This is a genomic window from Dokdonella immobilis, from assembly GCF_900115085.1.
Lineage (GTDB): Bacteria > Pseudomonadota > Gammaproteobacteria > Xanthomonadales > Rhodanobacteraceae > Dokdonella > Dokdonella immobilis.
In genome coordinates this window covers 77,121-97,423 of the sequence record NZ_FOVF01000002.1, presented here as the reverse complement: position 1 = coordinate 97,423, position 20,303 = coordinate 77,121, and the positions used below count along the sequence as shown (strand labels likewise).

The window sequence follows — 20,303 nt, the reverse complement described above, 5'->3', positions numbered from 1 at the left end:
CCGTCGACAGGCCGGGCCTGCCGCAGGCCCGGATTACCGCAGGAGGACGATCCGATGAAGGCCCCGCCCGGCACCCAGATCCTGCTGCTCGTTGCTGCACTTGCCGTGCTCGCCGCGCCGCGCCCGGCCCTTGCCGAGCTGCGCATCGACACCGGCAAGGTCGATCGCAACAGCGAGGAATTCCAGCGCTTCAAGGCCTACGTCGATGCGGCCGTCGATGGTCGCCCCGGGTACGGCTTCTCGGCACTCGATGCGGCGACCCTCTACAGCATCACGCCGAAAACCCCCTACTGCGAGCTTGCCGTGCGGGATGTCCAGGCCCAGGTCGATGAAGCCACGACATGGATCGACCGCGGCGGCCGGCCCCCGGTTTCCGGCGATTCCTATCTCGAAGCCGGACCGATGATTGCTGCCCTGTCGCTGACCTGGCAGGTCTGCAGCGCGCTCATTTCCGATGCGCAGCGCGCCCAGTGGTCGGCCTACGCCGAGCAGACGGTCTGGAACATCTGGCACCCGCAGGCCGCGAAATGGAAGGAGCGTCCGTTTCCGTGGACCGGCTGGTCGATCGACAACCCCGGCAACAACTACTACTACAGCTTCGTCGAAGCGACCATGTACTGGGGCCTGGCCAGCAACAACGAGACCTGGCTGACCCTGCTGCGCGAGCAGAAGTTGCCGGCGCTGTCGGCCTACTTCGGCAAACTCAAGGGCGGCGGCAGCCTCGAAGGTACCGGCTACGGCGCGGCCCACATGCGCCTGTTCGCTCTGTATCGTGTCTGGCGGGATTCGACCGGCACCGATCTGGCCAACGCCAATGCGCACGTCGACGACAGCATCCGGTTCTGGATCCACGCAACGATGCCGACGCTGGATCGCTTCGCCCCGATCGGCGACCAGTCACGCGTATCGGTGCCCGAGCTGTTCGACTACCACCGCCGATTGATGCTCGAAGCCCGTGCGCTCAGCCATGACGCTTCGGCGCGTTCGCAGGCGTCGTGGTGGCTGCATTCGATTTCGGTCGGACACATGAGCCAGGGCTTCAATTTTCGCCACGACCTGCTGCCGGCAGGCGACGCGGGCGAACCGCCTGCCGAGCGGGTCTATCACGCAACCGGCACCGGCCACCTGTTCGCGCGCACCGGCTGGGACAGAAAGGCGCTCTGGCTCGGCTTCAATGCGGGTCCCTACCTGGAGAGCCATGCGCACCAGGACCAGGGCGGTTTCACCCTGTTCGGAAGCGACTGGCTCGCCGTCAGCGAGAACATCTGGACGCACAGCGGCATCCAGCAGGGCACCGAAGTGCAGAACGTCCTGCGTTTCGAGCGCAAGGGCGAGATCATTCGCCAGCGCGAACCCTCGACCTCGACCATGCAGATCCTCCGTTCGGACCCCGCCAGCGGCGCTGTCGAGGCGCGCGCCGACCTTACTCCGGCCTATGCCCCCGGCGCCGGCGTCGATGCGTGGCAGCGCACGATCGACTTCCGCGAACGGCGCCTGCGCGTCAGCGATGCATTCACGCGCAAGGCGGGGGTCGATGCCGTATTCCAGGTCAATGTGCCGGTCGAGCCGCGAATCGAGGGCCGCGAGGCGGTTGCCGGACGCCTGCGGGTCAAGGTGATCGAGCCCGAGGATGCGACGCTCGAGGTTCTCGACTGGTCCTCGCTCGATCGCGACGAGTTCGGCAAGGGCTGGCGGATCGACGTGCGCGGAGGTGGGGATGCCTTCGTTGTCGAGCTGTCGGAACAGGCCCCCTGAGCGCAAGCTGTTTGCCGGTGATGGCGGCCGCAGCGGACCGGGCCCGGCAGCGGGAATGCTTTGCGCTCGCTGCCGAATGACGGAAACTGGGCCTGGCTTTCCCGGACTCCACGCATGAACTGGAAACTGAAGGGCATGTTGCAGCGCGCGCTGTCGCACCTGCCGTATGGCTCCTGGATGCACTTTCACCTGCAGCGCCGGTTCGGTGGCCTGCGTGATTTCAACCGCGAATTCGACGTCAAGCTGTCGGACTGGACGATCATGCTGCGGCGGCTCGGCGAGGCCGGCTTCGACATTTCCGGCAAGCGCCTGTTCGAGATCGGTTCCGGTTGGTATCCGACCTTTCCCCTGGCCTGCTACCTCGGCGGTGCGGCGCGCGTCACCACGGTCGACCTCAATCGGCACATGCGCCCGGGCCTGCTGCGCGCATGCGCCGAGCGGCTCGGCGAAAATCTCTCGACCCTCTGCGCCGCCACCGGCGCCGATGAGGCCTCGGTGAGGGCTCGCCATTCGAAGTTGATCGAGGTCCTCGGCCACGGCGGCGACCTCGCGAGCGCCACCAGCGGCGTCATCGACTACCGCGCGCCGGCCGACGCCACGCGCACCGGCCTGGAAGACGGGCAGATCGATTGCATCTTTTCCAACAGCGTGCTCGAGCACGTGCCGCTGGCAGTGATCGGGGCGATGTTCGCCGAAGCCCGGCGCATCCTCGACACCGATGGCGTGATGTTCCATTCGGTCAATTGCGGCGACCACTATGCCTACGTGGACCGCTCCATCAACCAGCTCAACTACCTTCGCTTCTCCGATGAGCAGTGGAATCGCTGGAACAATGCCTTCCTCTACCAGAACCGCCTGCGCGCCCACGTCTTCATCGAGCAGGCCGAAGCAGCGGGATTCGAGATCCTCCTGAATACCGCGAAAGCCTCCGACCTGCGTCTCTCCCAGCTGGCTTCGATGCCGGTCCATCCGCAGTTTTCCGCCATTCCGGCCGAGCGGCTGTGCATCACCAGCATCGATTTCATCGCCCGCAAGTCGGTGAATTCCGAGGCAGCGGCTGGCATCATCGAGGACCAGAATCTCAATCCTGGAGCCTGAACCCGCGACTTCGATTCGCCCGACCTCGCCATCCTGCCCGAGTATCGATCATGCCCCGATCAGCCTCGCCGTCCTGCCTGGTCCGACTCGGACTGATCGTCGCGCTGGCGCTGCTACCCGGTATCGAGGGTCATTGCGCAGGTCGCGAAGACGCTCGGCCGGTCGTGACGAGCCCTATCGAACTGCACAGGCTCGACAACGGCGATGGCATGGTCCGCGTCACGCTTGGCATTCCGTTTGCCCCGGGCCTGCTGACCGACCCGGCGCGTCTGCGCATCCTCGACGAGGGCGGCAACGAGATGGCGGTACACGTCGTGCCGACCCTGCGCTGGCACTTCAGGGACGGCAGCATTCGCGCGTTGCAGGTGCAGTTCCTTGCCAAGGTTGGCGCCACGGTCCGCAAGCTGCGCTTCGAGGTCGGCACGCAGCGCGAGACGGATGCGCCGGGCTGGGACTATGCCGAGGGTCTGTTCGATGCCGGGCACGGGCTGCGCATGCCGCGCGTCCTGGCCACGCTCGATGCGCGCTGGATGACGGCGTCCCTGCTGGCCGGTCCGCAGCGGCCGGTCGATCCGGCCGATGCCTACGATCGCTATGTCGAGGCCCAGTTCGAGTGGGCCGGCGCCTTGCCGGGCACGGACTCGACGGCCTGGCTGTTCGACCGCACGAGCACGCTGTTCAAGCTCTATGTGCGCAGCGGGCGCATCGAGCACCTGCGCCGCGCGGTCGAGAGCTACCGCTTCTACATGAGCCATCTGCAGCGCGACGACAGGCGCTGCCCCGGCGGCTGGCAGTTCGATCGGGCCCGGGTCTGCGACGCCAAGTACGTCTACATCGAACCGATCGTGCTCGCCCTCGGTCTCAGCGGCGACGATAGCCTGCACGACGCGAGTCTGGTCGAGGCCATGGTCGGGCTCTGGGACCGCGGTGGCTGGAGCGACATCGGCGGTGCCTATGCGCGGATTGACCAGAATTTCACCGAGCGCCACGCCGGTCTCGGCTTGCTGGCCACGGTCAGCGCCTTCGAACTGATCCCCGATCCGGCCTACCGCAAGCGCATCGACGACCGCATCGGCTGGCTGCTCGCGCACCAGCAGGACAATCCGGACGGGCTCGGCGACGACGGCTCCTGGCGCCACAGCTGGCAACGCCACGATGGCGAGGACTATTCACCGGCCACCGATGTCCGCGGTGCCTCGCCATGGATGAGCGAAAATATCATCGACGGCCTCTGGCATGCCTGGCTGGTCAGTGCCGATCCGCGCATTCCGGGAATGATCCGGGACTTCGCCCAGTACCTGGAAAAATTCGGCTGGATCGATCCGTCGGTCTTTGCCGCCGCCGGACACAGCTGGCGTGACGACTGCAGCGGACCGGAAGGCCAGATCGCCTGGTACTGGTCCTCGTCTCAGGCGCCGCTGTCGACCTTGATCCGCATGCAGGATGCCGGCGGCGAATACAGCGATGCCCACACCGTCGAGCTTGGCCTGGCGGTCGCCGCCGCGCGCTATTTCGAGCACGACGCCGAACGCAAGCGTGCGCTCGATCGTCGGCTCGGCCTGATCGCGCATTCCTACGCCACGGCCTGTGCCACCAATCGCGCGACGGCGCGGCGCTTCAACTGGAACAATCGCGGCGCGGGCGTCGTCAACTGGTTCAGGGCAAACTTCGACAAGCCCGATCCGGCCGGGATTCCGCGCAGGCCGCGCTGAGTGGCGGCCAGCTGATCCGGGCGCAGCAACTGCCGTGCAGGCCGCTGCTACGGATCGAAACTGCTGGTGAAGATCGCCTCGCCCATCGTCATCTCGACGACGAAACCGGTGTTCGTCGATCCGCCCTGCACTTCGAGCTTCCAGCCGGCCAGGAAATCGCTGTCGACATTGCGCCAGTTGACCGCGCTAAGCGTGGCATTGGCCGGCTGGAGCACGCGGATGGTCAAGCCGCCGGCCTTGGCCGTATTGCCCGTGATGATCGGCTGGGTCGGCGTGTTCACCTGGAAGATCGCCGTGGTGCCCGAGAGCACCGAAAACTGATCGGTGACGAGCAGGCGCGTGCCGGTGAAATCGAGGCTGCGCTGCCAGGAATTGACGCCCTGGCCCGCGATGTAGGCCGCCGAGAGGTTGCCGGTGACGTGGACTTCGCCCGGACCGGGGCCCTGCTGGGTGATGTTCATCGAGGACACCGAAGGCTCGCGCTGGCGGACGTTCGCGCCGTTGCGCACGAAGCGCACGACGTTGTGCACCTCGGTGCCCTGCTGGATGCCGCTGTGGCTCCAGATGTTCTCGGTGACGGCCAGCCAGTCACCCGAGAACAGCGTGAACGATCCCTGGTCCTGGTGCGCGTGGCTCTGCGAGTACGAGCCGGCCGAGAAGCTGAGCCAGGTGGCCCCGGTTTCCCAGCTGGTGCGCGTGAACAGGTGGCCGACACCGGCGGCGCGGTAGGTCAGCGGCGCCGCCGGCAGCGTTGACGACGTGCCGGGCGGCAGCAGGTCGTCGCGGTAGTTGAAACCGCTTGCCATCTGCTGCACCGAGTTGTGGTTGATCCACCACGAAGCGAGATCGCGGGCTGCCGGGCTGCTGGTCAGGTAGCGTGCCTCGAGCAGCAGATGGCGATGGTAGTCGTAGAACTCCGGGTTCGAACTGCGCGACTGGTCGCCGTACGGCGCGAAGCGGTTGCGCGTCGGCACGGTCGCATGCAGCCAGTAGGAAATCGTGTCGGTCAGGTGCGAATTGGCGTTGGCCAGGTCGGTGCCGGTCGAATCGCGCCAGACCCGATAGAGCTCGAACAGCTTGTGGTGCGAGGTGCCATAGCCGGTGCCTTCCTCGCTGCCGCCACCGATCAGCGTCGCGAAATAGTCCTCCAGCGGCGGCAGCTTCTGCGTCTGCAGGTAGGTCGTCCAGGTCGAGCTGCCGCTGGCCAGCGCCCAGTACATGGTCGCGCGCAGGAAGCTGTAATAGTAGTTGTTGGCCGGATCGTTCGTGCCCCAGCCGCTCCAGCTGGCCGGACGCGTGCCCCACTGGGCCGCATTCGGATACCAGATGTTGCTGATCGTGCGCTCGGCATAGGCCGACCAGCGCGTGCGCTGGGACGCGCTGACATAGGTCGAGCACCAGTCGTAGGTCAGCGCGAGGTCGCCGATCATCGCACCGGCGTAGAGGTAGGAATCGTGCGCCACCTCGGGATTCTGGTTGGCTGCGATCGCCGCTTCCGCGGTGGCGACCTGGGCCTCGACCATGTTGCGGGCCAGGATGCAGTACTGCGACTGGTTGGTCAGGCGGAACATGACCACCGCGTCGTTGGCCGAAAACTCGTAGCCGGGGTTGCCGCCGACTGCCTGGTCGACCCAGTTCCTGAATCGCGAGAACGCCTGCGACTGCATGTTCACGTACGAGAGATCGGTCGTGATGGCCGCATTCGCGAGGCCGCAGGCGCCCAGGGCCAGGGCGGATAGGAAGATCGAGCGGATGGCGGCACGGGTACGGATGAACATGGGCGTCGGGTCTCGCGAGCTCGGGTACGACAAGCGCAGGAGGCAGACCCGTTTCGGGCACACCCGACTGCGCATCAGGGAGCGTCAAGTTACCGAGACCCTTGGGCAAAAATTGAGCACCGCGTTCAGGAATGCCGAAGCGACCGCCAAATAGTGTGAACTGGCACGCAAGTCCCCGATTCTTTTGGGGTTCCGCGTGCGTTCGCGAGGGCTGGCCCAGCCCCCGGGCAAGCAGGTCGACGGTCTTGCAGGCTAGGGAGGGTCTGATCAAGTAGCAAAGTCGTCACGACGCCTGCCTGTGTGCAGATCGCGACGCGTCGACGCAGACAGACTGGCCGTCTTTCAAGTCGACGCAACAAGGATCTGCGCGCAGGCAGGCGTCGCCTGACTGATTGATTGGATGCTGAAAAGGTGGCGTCCAGAAGGCTCCCCACATGCACCGCGCGCCTCGTCAAGGCAACCAGCCTTCACTTCGCCACGCGGCACATGTGGAGAACCTTCTGAACGCCATGACGACTTTGCTGCTTGATCAGACCCTCCCCAGGTGTGGCCCGAAGCGGATCAGCGGCGCTTGGCCAGCGCATTCCAGAGGTAGTGCAGCATGTAGACGAGTGACCGCGCCAGCGACAGCCGCTCGACCTCGCGGTAGATCCGCCATTGCCAGCCGGCCGCCCGGAACTTGTTCGCCGATACCGAACCCTCGCGCACCAGGTAATAGGCCAGGGGTTCGGCCGACTCGATGCGCACCGCACCGCCGGCACGACGCACCATCTGCAACCAGAACACGTAATCCTCATGGCCGATGGCGAGGAATTCGGCGGCACCGAGGCTGCGGGCGAAGGCGCCGGTCAGGTTGCCGATGAAGTTGCTGCGCAGCATGTCGGCATGGCTCAGGCGCGTGGGCGGCAGCACGGTCGAGAGCACGCGATCGTCTTCGCCGACCCGCTGGTAGGCGCAGTAGCTGACGCGCTCGCCGCCTTGCTGCATCTGGCCGATCTGCCATTCGAGCTTGCGCGGATGCCAGCGGTCGTCGCTGTCGAGGAAGGCGACGTAGTCGCCGCGCGCGACCGCCATACCGGCGTTGCGCGCCGCCGCCACGCCAGCATTCTGCGGCTGTCGGACCAGGCGGACGCGCGCATCGCCGCTCGCGTAGCGCTCGACCAGCGCAACGGTCGCGTCGGTCGAGGCATCGTCGATGACGATCAGTTCGAGATCGCCGAGGGTCTGCGCCAGCACCGAATCGATCGAACGCGCGATCGTCGCCGCCGCGTTGTAGGCCGGCATGATCACGCTTACCGTGGCGCCTGCCGCAGCCATCGATGCTGCCGCTGCGGTCACGTCGAGGTACTGCCGCGCCGGTGGCCCGGCGGCGGCAGGATGAAGTCGCGCCACTGTGCCGGATCGCCCTGCTTGCCGGCTTCGGCGGCCTTGACGATGTTGTAGACCTCGCGCGCGGTCACGTAGTGCAGGACGTAACGCTCGCCATCGTTGTAGGCCTTCTCGAGATAGTCGTGCATCGCGTCCATCTGCGGGCCGAGCAGGGTGTCCATGTCACCCTCCTGCGTACCGTGCGTGTGGATCTTGACGAACACCCACTCGGGACGCCCCTCGACATGGATGCCGGTCTGCACCCAGGCATCGACGCGCTCCGGCGTCGGCGGGCACGAGCGGCGGATGTCGGCATTCTCGATGCGCGGAACCAGGCCAAATCGACGCTGGCGCCAGTTCAGGGCCAGTGGCCCCTGCACGATCATCAGGTCACCGACCGCGCGGCCGCCGACCCGCACGGGCTCGCCGCGGTCGTGCGATTTCGGCTTGCACGGATCGTCGGTCGCGTAATAGATCGCGTTGACCGTGCGGGTCTGCGTATCGCTGGGCGCCGAGGGCAGCGTGAAGTCGGCGTAGCAGCCGAGCTCACGCAACAGGATCAACTCGTTGTTGATGCCGCACCAGCGTCCATCCGCACGCGAGTTGTCGAGCGACCAGTTGCCGTGGATGAAGGCGAAAGCGAGCTCGCCGGTGCGCGGATCCCGCGCGAGCGCGCCGTGGCGTTCGTGCAGGGTGTTGCAGAAGCGGCGCATCGTGGCGCAGAAATTCTCGGCGTTGTCGTTGTCATGATGCAGGTGGATCTCGATCTCGCCGAAGCCGTCTGCGCAGAGCGAGGCGATCTTGTCGAGATGCTCCGCGACGTACTCCTCCTCGGGATAGAAGAACCCGTGCTGCGGGTGACGGCCATCGGCATCGCGATGGCGGCCGGCCAGGGCGCGGTAGTCCTGGCACCAGCGATCGACGCGGCGACGCTGGGTCTCGAGGTCGGCGCGCCCCCACATCGGCTCGAAGTGGTCGACGAAGCAGAACAGGATGTGGACCGGGCCCGGCACCTGCGGCCGCGCCGGCCGCGCCAGGTAGCTACGCAGCCAGATCTGCATGTTGCGCGATCGCAGCAGCAGCCAGAAACCGGCGGCGGCGAGAATCAGCAGGGCCGGCAAGCCCAGGGCAACGAGTACGATCAGGCTCACCGGGCTCACTCCTTCAGGTTGGACGTCCGCTCATGCACCGGAGGGTTCAGGCAGGCAGCGCAAGGCGAATCCGGCCTGGCGCCATTCCGGCAGCAGCACTTCGAGCGCCTCGAGGGTCGCCTCGCTGTCGTCGTGCATCAGCACGATGTCGCCGGCGCGCGGGGGATCGCGGCGCATCGTCTCGATCAGCACGCTGGCCGGCTTGCGCTGGTAGTCGAGGCTGTCGTAGGACCAGTAGGCCATGCGGCTGCGGCGAACCGCGAAATGGGCAAGCAGGGAAAGCGGAAAGCGGCCCGATGGCGGCCGGAAATAGTGTTCGCGCTTGCCGTCGATGGCACTCAGCAGCTGCTCGGTGCGCTCGATCTGGCTGTACTGCGTGATACGCGGAATGCGCGTGAAACGCGGGTGGTCGTAGGAATGATTGCCGAGCAGATGGCCTTCCGCCGCAGCACGCCGGGCTATTTCGGGAAATTTCTCGATCTGCTCACCGAGCAGGAAGAAGCTCGCCTTGGCCTCGTTGCGCGCGAGCACATCGAGCAGGCGTGAGGTATGGCGTTCCTGTGGCCCGTCGTCGAAGGTCAAGTAGAGCGCCGCATCGGCCGCCGGCCCCGTGGTCATCATCCACGAGTTTGGCAGCCATCTGAGCACCTTGAGCTTGTTCGGCCTTGGATTCACTGACGGGTTCCGGAAGTTGGGCGATGAATCCGGCAGCGCCGGCGCGAAGCGGGATTGCGGCCCGTGTCGGGCCCGGCACCCGCGCGAATCGCGGACGAGGTCCCGATTTTACGCGGAGCAGACGGCGACGCATAGCGCAGGACCCGAACGCCCGCGCGGTCATCCGCGCGACCGCGCGGCGCCATCGTTTCGCGTGGGGCGGCGGAGCTAGTCGGAGTCACCGACGCCGCGCGCGGCATACAGGGCGTCGTAGCGCTTCGCCATGGTCGTGAAGGAGCCTTCGCGCAGGGCCCATTCGCGACCGGCCTGGCCGAGTACAGCGCGCAGCGCCGGATCCTCGACCAGCTCCTGCAGGGCCGTCATCATCCGCAGGCTGTCGCCCGCCGGCACGAGCCGGCCGTTGACGCCGTCGCGCACGATTTCGGCATTGCCGCCGACGTCCGTGGCCACGATCGGCAAGGCGGCTGCAGACGCCTCGAGCAAGGCGATCGAATAGCCTTCAGTGCGCGAGGACATCGCGAACAGGTCGAATCCGCGCAGCAGGTCGCCGACATCGTTGCGGTCGCCGAGCAGGAAGACCCGATCCTGCAGCGCAGCGGCGCGAATCCGCGCCTCGAGTTCGCCGCGCAGTTCGCCGTCTCCGACGATGACGAGGGCGCAATCCGGCACCCGGCCGCTCAATTCGGCGAATGCCGTGATCAGGCCGAGGTGATCCTTGGCCGGCGCCAGGCGACCCACCGTGCCGATCACCCGGGTTTGCGCCGGAAGCCCGAGGCTGTCGCGAAGGCGGCCTCGCATGCTTGCATCGGCGGCCGCATAGCGCTCGATCCGGATGCCATTGGGTATGGCGACCAGCTTCGATTCGGGAACAGCGCCCAGACGCAGCAGCTCGCGCCGGGCGGTTTCGCAGACCGTGACGACGGCATCCGTGCGCGCCAGCGAACGGCGATAGAGCCATTCGCGCCGGCTGCCGATCTCGAGCGCGCCCATGCCGTGGCGCGTGTTGATCGTGCGCTGGATCGGCAGGCCGAGGGCGGCCAGAACGGCGTGGTAATGGGCGGTGGCGTTGTGCGTGTGCAGGATCCCGGTGGCGTGCTCGCGCAGCCGCCGGCGTGCCCGTTTCAGCGCGGACAGATCGAAGCCGCGGCGCTTGCCGCAGGCGTGCACCGGGACATCGAGTTCGGCCAGTTCGTCGGCCAGGCTGCCGCGCTCGAACAGGCAGATCACCTGGCAGCGATGGCCGAGCGCGACCTGGGCACGGACCAGATCGATGACGGCCCGCTCGAGGCCACCGCGATTGAGGTTCTCGACGAAATGCGAAATGTTCATGGCAACCGCGAGATCGTCACGCGCCGCTTGCCGCTTGCCGTCAGCGGAATGTCCCCGACGCGATGGATTTCCAGCCGGGTCGAGTCGCCGACCACCTTGCCGAATTCGCGGCGGATCTCGGCCTCCTGATCGCTGCCGAACGCCGCATCGGCCACGATGTTCAGGCTCAGCGACTCGAGGTGTTCCTGCACGACCTGGAACTGGCGCACACCGGCAATGTCCTTGAGCATGTGCGGAAAGAATTCGCCCGGCAGCAGGCGACCGTCGGCGGTGCGCAGCATGTCGAGCTTGCGACCGTCGATGCGTTGCAGCAGCGGCAGGCCGCGCCCGCACCGGGGTTGCGGTGCCGGCGCGCGCGTGGCGACGTCGCCATTGCGGTAGCGAAGCAGGGGCATGCCCCAATTGTGCAGGTCGGTGATGACGACCTCGCCGGTCTGCGCGCCGCCTGCATCGATCGAGGCGGGGTCAAGCTCGACGACGAGGTGATCGACATTGACATGCAGACCTTCGCATTGGCCGCACTCCGACGCGATCAGCATGAATTCGCGGCAACCGTAGGTATTGAAGACGGGGCAGCCGAATGCGCCGGCGATCGTCTCGCGCTGGAAATCCTCGAGCGCTTCAGCCGCGCTGAGAACGGCCTGCGGCGGCGCGACCTGCTGGCCGGTCTGCTGCATCCACGCGGCGATCCGGTGCAGCGGCCCGGCATAGCCGACCACGATCTCGGGCCTGAAGCGGCGGATCGCCTCGACGAACTCCGGCAACGCGGCTTCGCTGAGCTTGAAGACATCGAGCATGCGGCGGTTGAAGGCCCAATGATAGAGCCTCTCCTTGAGCGATTCCTTCCAGGTCGGTCGGCCCACGGCCCCGCCCCAGAGGAACACGGACCTGCGCCCGATCCGCGCGCCGGCCCAGGCATAGCCGCGAAACATGACCGCCAGCCTGCGCTCGTAACTCTCGCGCGTATAACCGAAACGCAGCGGCTCTCCGGTCGATCCGCCGGTCGCCTTGTACAGCAGCCGACCGCGCAGGGACCGCGCGTGCAGGTCGTCGAAATTCTCCCGGATCGCGGACTTGTCGAGGGTCGGCAGGCGCGCATAGTCGGTCGCGCAAGCGATGTCGGAGGGTGCGATGCCGAGCGCCTTCCACTGGCGCTGGTAGTAGGGCACCTCGCGCCAGCAATGATCGATCAGGCGCTTGAGTCTGGCCCACTGCAGGGCTTCGATCTCGTCCGCGGAGAGCCACTGGCTGCGCTCGTATTCGGCCAGATGCCTCAAGGTCGCGCGACGGCGCAGCACGCTCTCGTAGAGCGGATACATGACGTGCCGGAACAGGATCTCGTGCAGGTTCAAGGCGCGGCCGACCGGTCAGGCGATTTCACGGATGGCGACACGGAACTTGCCGCTCTTGCTCGGCGCGATGTCATCGGCGGTGTGGAAGCGGATCGCCATGCTCGGACCGACCGCCTTGGCGATCGCGCAGCGGATCTGCTCCATGATCGCCTCGCCGAAGCCCTCGTCCGGCACGATCGTGATGTCGAGCACGCCGAGTTCGCGTTGCACGACCTGGTAGCGCTTCATCGAAGGCACGCCGAGGAAGGCGTACACGATGTACTCGCCCGGCAGCAGATGGCCCTCGGCGGTGAGCAGGGTATCGAGCTTGCGTCCTTCAACGCGCTTGAGCATGGGCAGGCCGCGACCGCAGGCGCAGGCGCCTTCGCCCGCACTGGCCAGGTCACCGTTCGCGTAGCGCAACAGGGGCATGCCGTAGTTGTGCAGGTCGGTCACGACGATTTCGCCGATCGTCTCGCCGCCCGGCGTCGACTGCGGCGACTCGAGCTCCACGCAGAGATGGTCGGCGCTGAGGTGCAGCCCGCTGCGCTGCTCGCATTCGCAGGCGATCAGCATGAATTCGCGGCACCCGTAGGTGTTGTAGACCGGGCAGCCGAACGCCTTCTCGATGACCTTGCGCTGCACGTCGTGCAGGGCTTCCGCGGCGCTCAGGACCGTCTGCGGCCGATGGATCGGGTGGCCGTTGGCGAGGATCCATTCGGCCATGCGCAGCAGCGGCCCGGCATAGCCGACGATCACCTGCGGCCGGTACGCATCGATTTCGGCCGCGTAGTCCGGCATGCGCTGCTCGCTCATCAGGAACGCATTCAGCATGTGCCGGTTGAAGGCGGCGTGATAGAGGCGATCCTTGACCTGCTGCGGCTTCAGCGGGCCGGCCAGCGACATGCCCCACAGATACAGCGTGCGCCGGCCCATGCGCGCACCGGCCCAGGCATAGCCGCGCCACATGGCCGCAATCCGGCGCTCGTAGCTCTCCCGCGTGTAACCGAACCTGAGCGGTTCGCCGGTCGATCCGCCGGTGGTCTTGTAGAGCAGCTCGCCGCGCAGCGAAGGCGCATGCAGGTCCTCGAAATGGGCGCGGATCTCCGCCTTGGTCAGGACCGGCAGGCGCGCATAGTCGGCCGGCGAGCGGATGTCCTGCGGCGTGACGCCGAGCGCCTTCCATTGGTCCCGGTAGTAGGGAACCTCGCGCCCGCAGTGCTCGAGCAGGCGCTTGAGCTTGCGCCATTGCAGGGCCGCGACCTGTTCGGGGTCGAGCCACTGGCTGGCCTCGTACTCCTTCAGATAGGCGAGCGTGCGGCGACCGCGCAAGCCGCTCTCGTAGAGCGGAAAGAGCACACGTCGAAACAGCGACTCGTAGCCGACCGTCATGGCAGCTCCCGGGTCACCGAACGGCCCGACCAGTCGAGCAGACGGCCGAACGCGCGCGGCCGCCCGCCGGTGAAGCGCTGGTGCAACTGCTTCAGGTGCTCGATGTCCTCACTGCTCCAGCAGCGCAGCAGCAGGGTCAGTCCGGCGTACAGCGGAACCGTCAGCAGGCCGGCCGCGAGCAAGGTCGGCAGCGCCGGCCAATGACCACGCAGCGGCGAGATCGCCACCGCGGTGATGGCCGCGGCGAGGATGATGCGCAGCAGGCGCACCCAGTTCGGCTGCATCCCGATCATGCGCAAGGCAAGGAGCAGATTGGCCATGGCGCCGAACAGCGCGGCCGAGACGTAGGCGATGGTGGCGCCGCCGAGGCCATAGGCGCGGATCAGCCAGACATCCAGCACGATCTTGATCACGCCAATGGCGACCACGAGGATCAGGATCGTGATCTGCCGATCGGCGCTGATCAGCAGGCTCGACCCGCTCTGCGAGACCGTGGATAGCGCGCAGGCGAACAGGCAGACCGCGAAGACCGGTGCCGCCGGCGCGTACTGCGCGCCATACATGAAGGCAATGATCGGATGGCAGAAGACTGCACCGAAGGCGACCAGCGGCGCCGCGAGCAGGACCAGATAGGTGGTCGACGCGACGAAGCGGCGTCCGGCCACGTCGCGCCCCTGGCTCAGGGCATTGGCCATCATCGGCAGCAGCATGGCGCCGATCACTCCGGGCACGAGCATGGCGGCGCCCGAGGCGAGCAGGTAGGCAACCTTGAAATGGCCCGCCGAATCGGCGGTACCGAACATGTTGAGGAAGAACACCTCGACTTCGCTGGCCGCGAAAAAGCCGATCGTCACGGTCACCGCGACCAGGCGCATGTGGCGGCGCACGCGTCGCATGAGGTCGTCCGGCAACTGCGTACCGGGCGGCGTCGGCGGAATCAGGGGCGCGGTCTGCCGCTGCGACATGCCGTAGAAGATCGCGCTCGAGACCAGGAACACGCCGAGCAGGGCCCAGACCTCGGCGTCGAGCAGCCAGGCGGCCACGACCATGAGCAGATTGAGCGGCGTGGCCACGCTGGCGACGATGGCGGTCGCCCGGAAATTCTCGAAACCCTTGGCGATGCCGACGTTGAACATGTATTGGGAACGCAGTGCGATGCCGACGGCGAGAAAGCCGAAGATCGCGCGATGGTCGAATCCGGGCGCAACGTGCTGGCCCGAGAGCAGCAGCAGCAGGGCCACCGCAGCCAGCACGACGAACAGGAACCAGCGCTGTGCGCGGCGCAGATAGGCGATCGTCGGCGCGATCAGCGCCTCGCGCCCGGAGCCGCGCAATTCGGCGACGAACTTGATCACGGCGCTGGCCGTGCCGGCATTCGTGATGGCCACGCCCATCGCCACCAGCCAGATCACCGCGCTGTAACCGCCGTAGTCGGTCGGACCGAGGTGGCGCGCGATGAATATCGAGGTCAGCATGCCGAGGAAGTATTCGGTATAGATGCCGACCGACGAGAACATCGTATTGCGCAGGGCCTGCGCGCGAACGGTCATGACGTCACCAGGAGGATTTTCACGAGCAGATAGAGTCCAATGATGCTGCCGACGGCGGCAAGCGGCCAACGCACCAGGTCGCGGGAAAGTTCGAATCGGGGCAAGCCGGGATAGCGTTGGCGCGCCCCGACGTAATAGCCGAGCACGAGCGCGGCCAGCAGGTACAACAGGATCACATAGCTGCGGCTGAGAAAGAACGTCGCCGTGTAGAAGCCGACCTGGGAGAGCAGCAAGGTCATCGCGATGGAGCGCTCGGTCTTCCACTCGGCGATCGCCGCCGGCTCGGTCAGTTCCGGCTCGTGGCGAAGGACGGCGAGCATCATCATGAATCCGTAGCAGACGAAGGCGAGCCAGAAGACGTAGCCGAAGAACCCGGTTTCGGCGATGACCAGCACGAAGGAATTGTGCGCGGTCAGGTTGAAGTTGTTGTCGGCGAAATTGCCGGGGCCGATACCGAACAGCGGATGCGCAACGAACATTTCCATGCCGCTGTACCAGGCATCGACGCGACCGGCCGCCGAGGCCTCGCCGGCGTCGATCTCGCCCATGCGCGAGGGCAGCATCATGACCCCGCCGAGCGCGCCCGCACCGAGTATCGCCGCCATCATCACGCCACGGCGGCGCCAGACCCAGACCCCGAGCACGCTGATCAGGGCGAGCAAGGCGCCGCGCGAGCTGGTCAGGTAGATGCCATAGAGCAGCAACCCGCCGCCGGTCCACCAGAACAGCCTGCGCAGGCCGAGCAGGCCGCCCCGGGAGGCCAGGTACATGGCCATCGGCAAGGCCATGATGAAGAGCAGGCCGAGGTCGTTCGGATCGTTGAAGATGCCGACATACTGGATGCGCGTTTCCTGCGACAGGCCGATCCCGGTCCAGCCGATGCCGTCACGCACCTGCTCGATGCCGTGCACCGAGAGCACGGCCGAGCAGGCGACGATCATGGCCATGGTCGTGACCACGCGCTTCCTGTCGACGGTCGCGTGGCTGAGTACCAGAAACGCGAGCACGGCCGGGCCGAACGAGGACAGTTGCGCGATCGCCCCGCCCATCCAGCCATTGAAAATCTGCGAAACCATCAGGACCAGCAGGAAGGCCGGCAGCAACAGGTACTGCGGCGCGCTCAGGTCCTTGTTGCGCGAGGGCAGCCAGAACAGGAACGCGGCGACCAGCAGGATCGGCAGGATCGGGATTCCGAGGTTCTCCCAATCCGGATAGTCCTGCGGGCGGACCAGCACGAATGCGAGGTAGAGCAGCATGAAGAAGAACATTGCCGGTCGGGATGCTCAGCCAAGTCGATGTCGGGACGGATAGCTGAAGGCCTCGGGCAGTCCGATCAACGAGGCAAACCAGTCGATGTTCATGTGGCGCTCCACCGGCAGGCGGTGCAGGTCGAACTGCGGCTGGCGCGGAACCGGACTGGTTCCCGACACATAGCTGCAGCCGAGTTTGTAGCCGGCGGCTTTCGCCGTCGTGACAACCTGGTCGTCGAAGGCATCCCGGCCACCGACCGGATAGGAAATGACATCGACGGGTGCCTCGAGTTCGCGCTCGAGCGTCCGCCTCGAGCCCTCGACCTCTTCGCGCATGGTCCCGTCGGGGAGCTTGGCCAGCATATTGTGCCAGACCCCGTGCGAGCCGATTTCCATGCCGGCCGCGTGCATTTCGCGCAGCTGCGCCCAGTTCATCGGGCGGCAGTCGGCATGGCCGGCCGCGCGCGGCATCGACCATTCCGTCTCGAGCTTCGTGACGATGCCGTCCTGGGTGCGGGCGTCGAGCCCTTTCATGCGGTCGAGCAGGTCGACCGCCAGGCTGCGCCGCTGCGAGCGGGTGGCGGGCAGGTCCTGGTCGATCTCGAGCTCGACGATGCGCAGATGCGTGGCTGGCGTGCAACACAGCATGTACACGAACCAGTCGTAGGAGAACGGCAGACCGCTTTCGATGTGCCCGGTCGAGACAAAGAACATCGCCGGCACGCCGAGTTCCCTGAGGATCGGAAAGGCGATCCGGTAATTGTCGTCGTAGCCGTCATCGAAGCTGACCACGACCGGGCGCGGCGGCAGGCGCTTGCCGGTCTCCATGGCCGTGACCACGTCGCCGAAGCGGACCGGATTGAAGCGCCGCTTGAGCAGGCGCATCTGCTCACGGAACTGCCCGGGATCGGCACTGACCAGTTCGAGATCGAAATCGAAGCGCTCTTCGTCGACCGCCAGCACCCGGTGGTAGGCGAGGATGCGCAGATCGCGGATCAGGGTCGAACGCAGCCAGGATGCCGCACCGATCAGGCCGGTCCGGCACAACAGGGAAGCCAGGATCTGCCGGCGGCTGGTCCTCGCGACATTGTCGGTATTGCTATCCATCAGGGCAGGCATGCCTGTCGTTCCTCCCTCCCGGCGACCCGGCCCGGCGTCCCACTGACCCCACCGTCCCGGCCGCGACGCCATGCCCGGGCACGGTCCCGGGTCCTCCCGCCATGGCGAACCGATACCCAAGGCCGGCTCATGCCCGCCACTATAGACGATCGGCTCGCGCACGCAGCGCCCGCGCGGCGAGAGGAATGCGGACGCCATGGCTGCCGTCGCGCCCGCGCAAGATCCCGGTTACGACGGCTCGCGCGACAGCGCCCGTGTGCCGCGCGCGGTAAGATTGGCTTCGCATCTGGGGGATCCATGGCCGGCGACACCGACTTCATAGCGCTCTACCAGGCGTTGGGGCTCGACCCCGACTGCTCGCCCGAAGCGTTCCGGCAGGCCTATCGCAAGCGCGTCGGCCTGCTCCATCCGGACCGCCCGGGCGAGTCGGCGCGCTCGACCCGCGAACTGCAACGGCTGAATGCGCTGTACACGGCGGCGATCGAGTTCCAGCGCCGCCACGGCCGCCTGCCCGGCGCCTCGCAAGCCCCCGCCGTGCCGCCATCGTCCGGCCCGTCGCCATCGTCCCGGCCGAGTGCCGCCGTCGAGGTCGAGCCACGCCCCAAGCAGGGATTGCCGATCGCCCTGCTCGGCCTGATCCTGGCCGGCCTCTGGCTGTTCGCCACGTTCGCGCCGGGCGAGCCTGCCGCGCCGTCGCCCATGGTCGCCGCCGAACCGTCTGCTGCGCATTCCCCGAACGAGCCCGCGAGCCTGCACGCGACCCGCATCATCGCGCTCGGCGCCACCGCGCAGCAGGTCCGCGAGATCCACGGCGATCCGGTCTCCGGCTGGGAACAGCGCTGGGAATACGGCCCATCCTGGATCGCCTTTCGCTGTGGCGTCGTCGTCGATTGGTACAGTTCGCCGCTGCGCCCGCTGAAAGTGGCCAGTGAACATCCGTCCGCGTCGACCGAATGGTCGCCGCCCAGAAACTGCAGGGAATGAGCGAACCGATGCCGAGCAAAGCCAGGGCCCTGCTGCAGAAGATCAAGCGCCGCACGTGGATGAAGTACGCGCTGCGCGGGGTCGGCCCGAACGACAATTTCGAACGCCTCGATCTGGCCTACACGATCGAGGATCCCTGGAACATGGACTCGCCCGGCGAGATCGCCCGGTTCGAGGCCACCAACAGGATCATCGCGCGCGAGTTCGGTCGCCTCGACTCGCTGCTTGAGATCGGTTGCGGCGAAGGGCACCAGTCGGCCTGGCTCGCGCGCGTGGCGAACCGCGTGCACGGCCTCGACGTCAGCGAAAAGGCCGTCGAGCGCGCGCGCCAGCGCGTTCCGGACGGGCAATTCGATGCCGCCGACCTGTTCACCCACACCTGGCCCGAGTCGACACCGCGCTTCGACCTCGTCACCGCCTGCGAAGTGCTCTACTACATGAGCGATGTCGAGCGCACGCTGGCGCGCATGTCCGAGCTCGGGCGCAACTGCCTGGTCACGATCTTCGCCCCGGCCGCGCGCCGGGTCGGCCCGCACCTCGACCGCATCGCCAACCTGCGGAAGGACTGGATCTGGCATGGCGGTACGGTCTGGCTGGTCTGCTGGTGGCGCAATGAGTGAAGCACGCGACCCGTTCCAGGGACGCGGCATCGTCTATTTCGGCAACGACTGGCACGCGGAGAATCGCACCAGCAGCCATCATGTCGCGATCCGCCTTGCCCGACGCGCCCCGCTGCTGTACGTGAGTTCGCCCGGCATGCGTGCGCCGAGCGCGAGCGGCCGCGACCTGCGCCGCATGCTGCGCAAGCTCGCCGCCACGCTGCGCCCGCCGACGCGCATCGAGGGCGATCTCTGGCACTGCACGGTGCCGCAGCTGCCGTTTCGCCGCATCCCCGGCGTCGATCGCCTGAACCGCTGGTTCGGACGCTGGGCGGTGCGCCGGGCAGCACGCAAGGCCGGGATCCGCCAATGCATCTCGTGGTTCGTGGTCCCGCATCCGGGCTTCCTGGCCGGGCGCCTCGGCGAGGATCTCTGCGTCTACTACTGCATCGACGACTACGCCGCCCATCCGGGCGTCGATGCCGACCTGATCGGCGCACGCGACGAGGCCCTGAGCCGCCGTGCGGACCTCCTGTTCGTGGCGCCACCGGCGCTGCTCGAGTCCAAGCGCGCGCTCAATGCCAACACCGAGTTCTCACCGCACGGCGTCGACCTCGCGCTGTTCGCGCGTGCCGCCGATGCGAACGCGCCGGTCGCGGCCGGCGCCGCGGGCCTGCCCCGGCCGATCGTCGGCTATTTCGGCTCGCTGCACGAGTGGATCGATCTTGAGCTGATCGAATGGCTGGCGCGCCAGCGTCCGCAGTTCTCGTTCCTGCTGATCGGCCATGAGGCGGTCGATTGCAGCGCCCTGCGCGCCCTGCCGAACGTGCATCTGCCCGGCGCCCAGCCCTACCCCGAACTGCCGGACTGGGCACGCGCCTTCGATGCCGCGATCATTCCGTACCGGCTCAATCGCCAGGTCGCCAATGCCAATCCGCTCAAGCTGCGCGAATACCTGGCGACCGGCAAGCCGGTGGTCAGCGTGCGCAACGCGGAAATCGAGAAGTTCGCGAAATGGGTGCGGATCGCCGACAATCGCGCCGCGTTCCTGACGGCACTCGACGCAGCCGTGCTCGATCAATCGCCGCAAGCCTGCGCGAGCCGCATCGCGGCGGTGGCCGACCAGTCCTGGGACCGCCGTGTCGACGACGTCGTGGAGCGCGTTGCGCGCGAACTCGCGCGCCGTTCCAGCCAAGAATCCTGAAGTCTCCC

General features: G+C 66.9%; 16 protein-coding genes. 6 read left to right on the top strand and 10 right to left on the bottom strand.

The features are described 5' to 3' along the window. Positions 1 to 54 precede the first annotated feature (54 nt). From BM125_RS01715 to BM125_RS01705, 3 genes are all read left to right on the top strand, one after another. Positions 55 to 1,755 carry a hypothetical protein gene (locus BM125_RS01715; protein ID WP_092404254.1) on the top strand — a complete coding sequence of 567 codons (1,701 nt, stop codon included), beginning with the start codon at positions 55 to 57 and terminating at the stop codon, positions 1,753 to 1,755. A gap of 114 nt (positions 1,756 to 1,869) precedes the next feature. Continuing rightward, on the top strand, positions 1,870 to 2,853 hold the full coding sequence (locus BM125_RS01710) for a class I SAM-dependent methyltransferase (protein ID WP_092404252.1): 984 nt from the start codon (positions 1,870 to 1,872) through the stop codon (positions 2,851 to 2,853). A gap of 50 nt (positions 2,854 to 2,903) precedes the next feature. After that, complete coding sequence (locus BM125_RS01705) at positions 2,904 to 4,565, top strand: hypothetical protein (protein WP_092404251.1); 1,662 nt, start codon at positions 2,904 to 2,906, stop codon at positions 4,563 to 4,565. 47 nt (positions 4,566 to 4,612) lie between these two features. Here BM125_RS01705 and BM125_RS01700 read toward each other — a convergent pair whose 3' ends face one another. The 10 genes from BM125_RS01700 to BM125_RS01655 all read right to left on the bottom strand — a co-directional run bounded on the left by BM125_RS01700 (position 4,613) and on the right by BM125_RS01655 (position 17,508). Next, complete coding sequence (locus BM125_RS01700; RefSeq protein ID WP_092404250.1) at positions 4,613 to 6,343, bottom strand: heparinase II/III family protein; 1,731 nt, start codon at positions 6,341 to 6,343, stop codon at positions 4,613 to 4,615. A gap of 561 nt (positions 6,344 to 6,904) precedes the next feature. Continuing rightward, entirely contained in the window at positions 6,905 to 7,681 is a 777-nt protein-coding gene (locus tag BM125_RS01695) for a glycosyltransferase family 2 protein (protein ID WP_139224814.1), read from the bottom strand. Continuing rightward, positions 7,678 to 8,862 (bottom strand): hypothetical protein, encoded by a 1,185-nt coding sequence (locus BM125_RS01690; RefSeq protein ID WP_245778762.1) that lies wholly within the window; start codon positions 8,860 to 8,862, stop codon positions 7,678 to 7,680. The genes BM125_RS01695 and BM125_RS01690 overlap by 4 nt, the downstream gene beginning before the upstream one ends. A 30-nt stretch (positions 8,863 to 8,892) precedes the next feature. After that, complete coding sequence (locus BM125_RS01685) at positions 8,893 to 9,537, bottom strand: polysaccharide deacetylase family protein (protein WP_245778761.1); 645 nt, start codon at positions 9,535 to 9,537, stop codon at positions 8,893 to 8,895. Positions 9,538 to 9,744: 207 nt separating this feature from the next. Beyond that, positions 9,745 to 10,866: a glycosyltransferase gene (locus tag BM125_RS01680; RefSeq protein ID WP_092404246.1), complete on the bottom strand. Its 1,122-nt coding sequence runs from the start codon at positions 10,864 to 10,866 to the stop codon at positions 9,745 to 9,747. Beyond that, positions 10,863 to 12,218 carry a phenylacetate--CoA ligase family protein gene (locus BM125_RS01675; RefSeq protein ID WP_245778760.1) on the bottom strand — a complete coding sequence of 452 codons (1,356 nt, stop codon included), beginning with the start codon at positions 12,216 to 12,218 and terminating at the stop codon, positions 10,863 to 10,865. Before BM125_RS01675 ends, BM125_RS01680 begins: the two co-directional genes overlap by 4 nt. A gap of 15 nt (positions 12,219 to 12,233) precedes the next feature. Further along, a complete protein-coding gene (locus tag BM125_RS01670; protein ID WP_092404244.1) occupies positions 12,234 to 13,589 on the bottom strand; it encodes a phenylacetate--CoA ligase family protein in 1,356 nt (451 codons plus the stop codon). After that, on the bottom strand, positions 13,586 to 15,139 hold the full coding sequence (locus BM125_RS01665) for an oligosaccharide flippase family protein (protein ID WP_092404239.1): 1,554 nt from the start codon (positions 15,137 to 15,139) through the stop codon (positions 13,586 to 13,588). Before BM125_RS01665 ends, BM125_RS01670 begins: the two co-directional genes overlap by 4 nt. Continuing rightward, the gene (locus BM125_RS01660) at positions 15,136 to 16,407 is read right to left on the bottom strand and encodes an O-antigen ligase family protein (protein WP_092404237.1); all 1,272 of its coding nucleotides are present in this window, start codon (positions 16,405 to 16,407) and stop codon (positions 15,136 to 15,138) included. Before BM125_RS01660 ends, BM125_RS01665 begins: the two co-directional genes overlap by 4 nt. 15 nt (positions 16,408 to 16,422) lie before the next feature. Further along, on the bottom strand, positions 16,423 to 17,508 hold the full coding sequence (locus BM125_RS01655) for a polysaccharide deacetylase family protein (RefSeq protein ID WP_245778759.1): 1,086 nt from the start codon (positions 17,506 to 17,508) through the stop codon (positions 16,423 to 16,425). 297 nt (positions 17,509 to 17,805) lie between these two features. On the opposite strand from BM125_RS01655, the gene BM125_RS01650 reads away from it, so the two are divergent. From BM125_RS01650 to BM125_RS01640, 3 genes are read left to right on the top strand one after another with little or no spacing between them, the layout of a single operon-like run. Next, positions 17,806 to 18,492 carry a J domain-containing protein gene (locus BM125_RS01650; protein WP_092404236.1) on the top strand — a complete coding sequence of 229 codons (687 nt, stop codon included), beginning with the start codon at positions 17,806 to 17,808 and terminating at the stop codon, positions 18,490 to 18,492. Then, positions 18,489 to 19,112, top strand: coding sequence for a class I SAM-dependent methyltransferase (locus BM125_RS01645; RefSeq protein ID WP_175497856.1), 624 nt, complete (start codon positions 18,489 to 18,491; stop codon positions 19,110 to 19,112). The genes BM125_RS01650 and BM125_RS01645 overlap by 4 nt, the downstream gene beginning before the upstream one ends. Continuing rightward, positions 19,105 to 20,295, top strand: coding sequence for a glycosyltransferase (locus BM125_RS01640; RefSeq protein ID WP_175497855.1), 1,191 nt, complete (start codon positions 19,105 to 19,107; stop codon positions 20,293 to 20,295). Before BM125_RS01645 ends, BM125_RS01640 begins: the two co-directional genes overlap by 8 nt. The last annotated feature ends 8 nt before the right edge of the window (positions 20,296 to 20,303 follow it).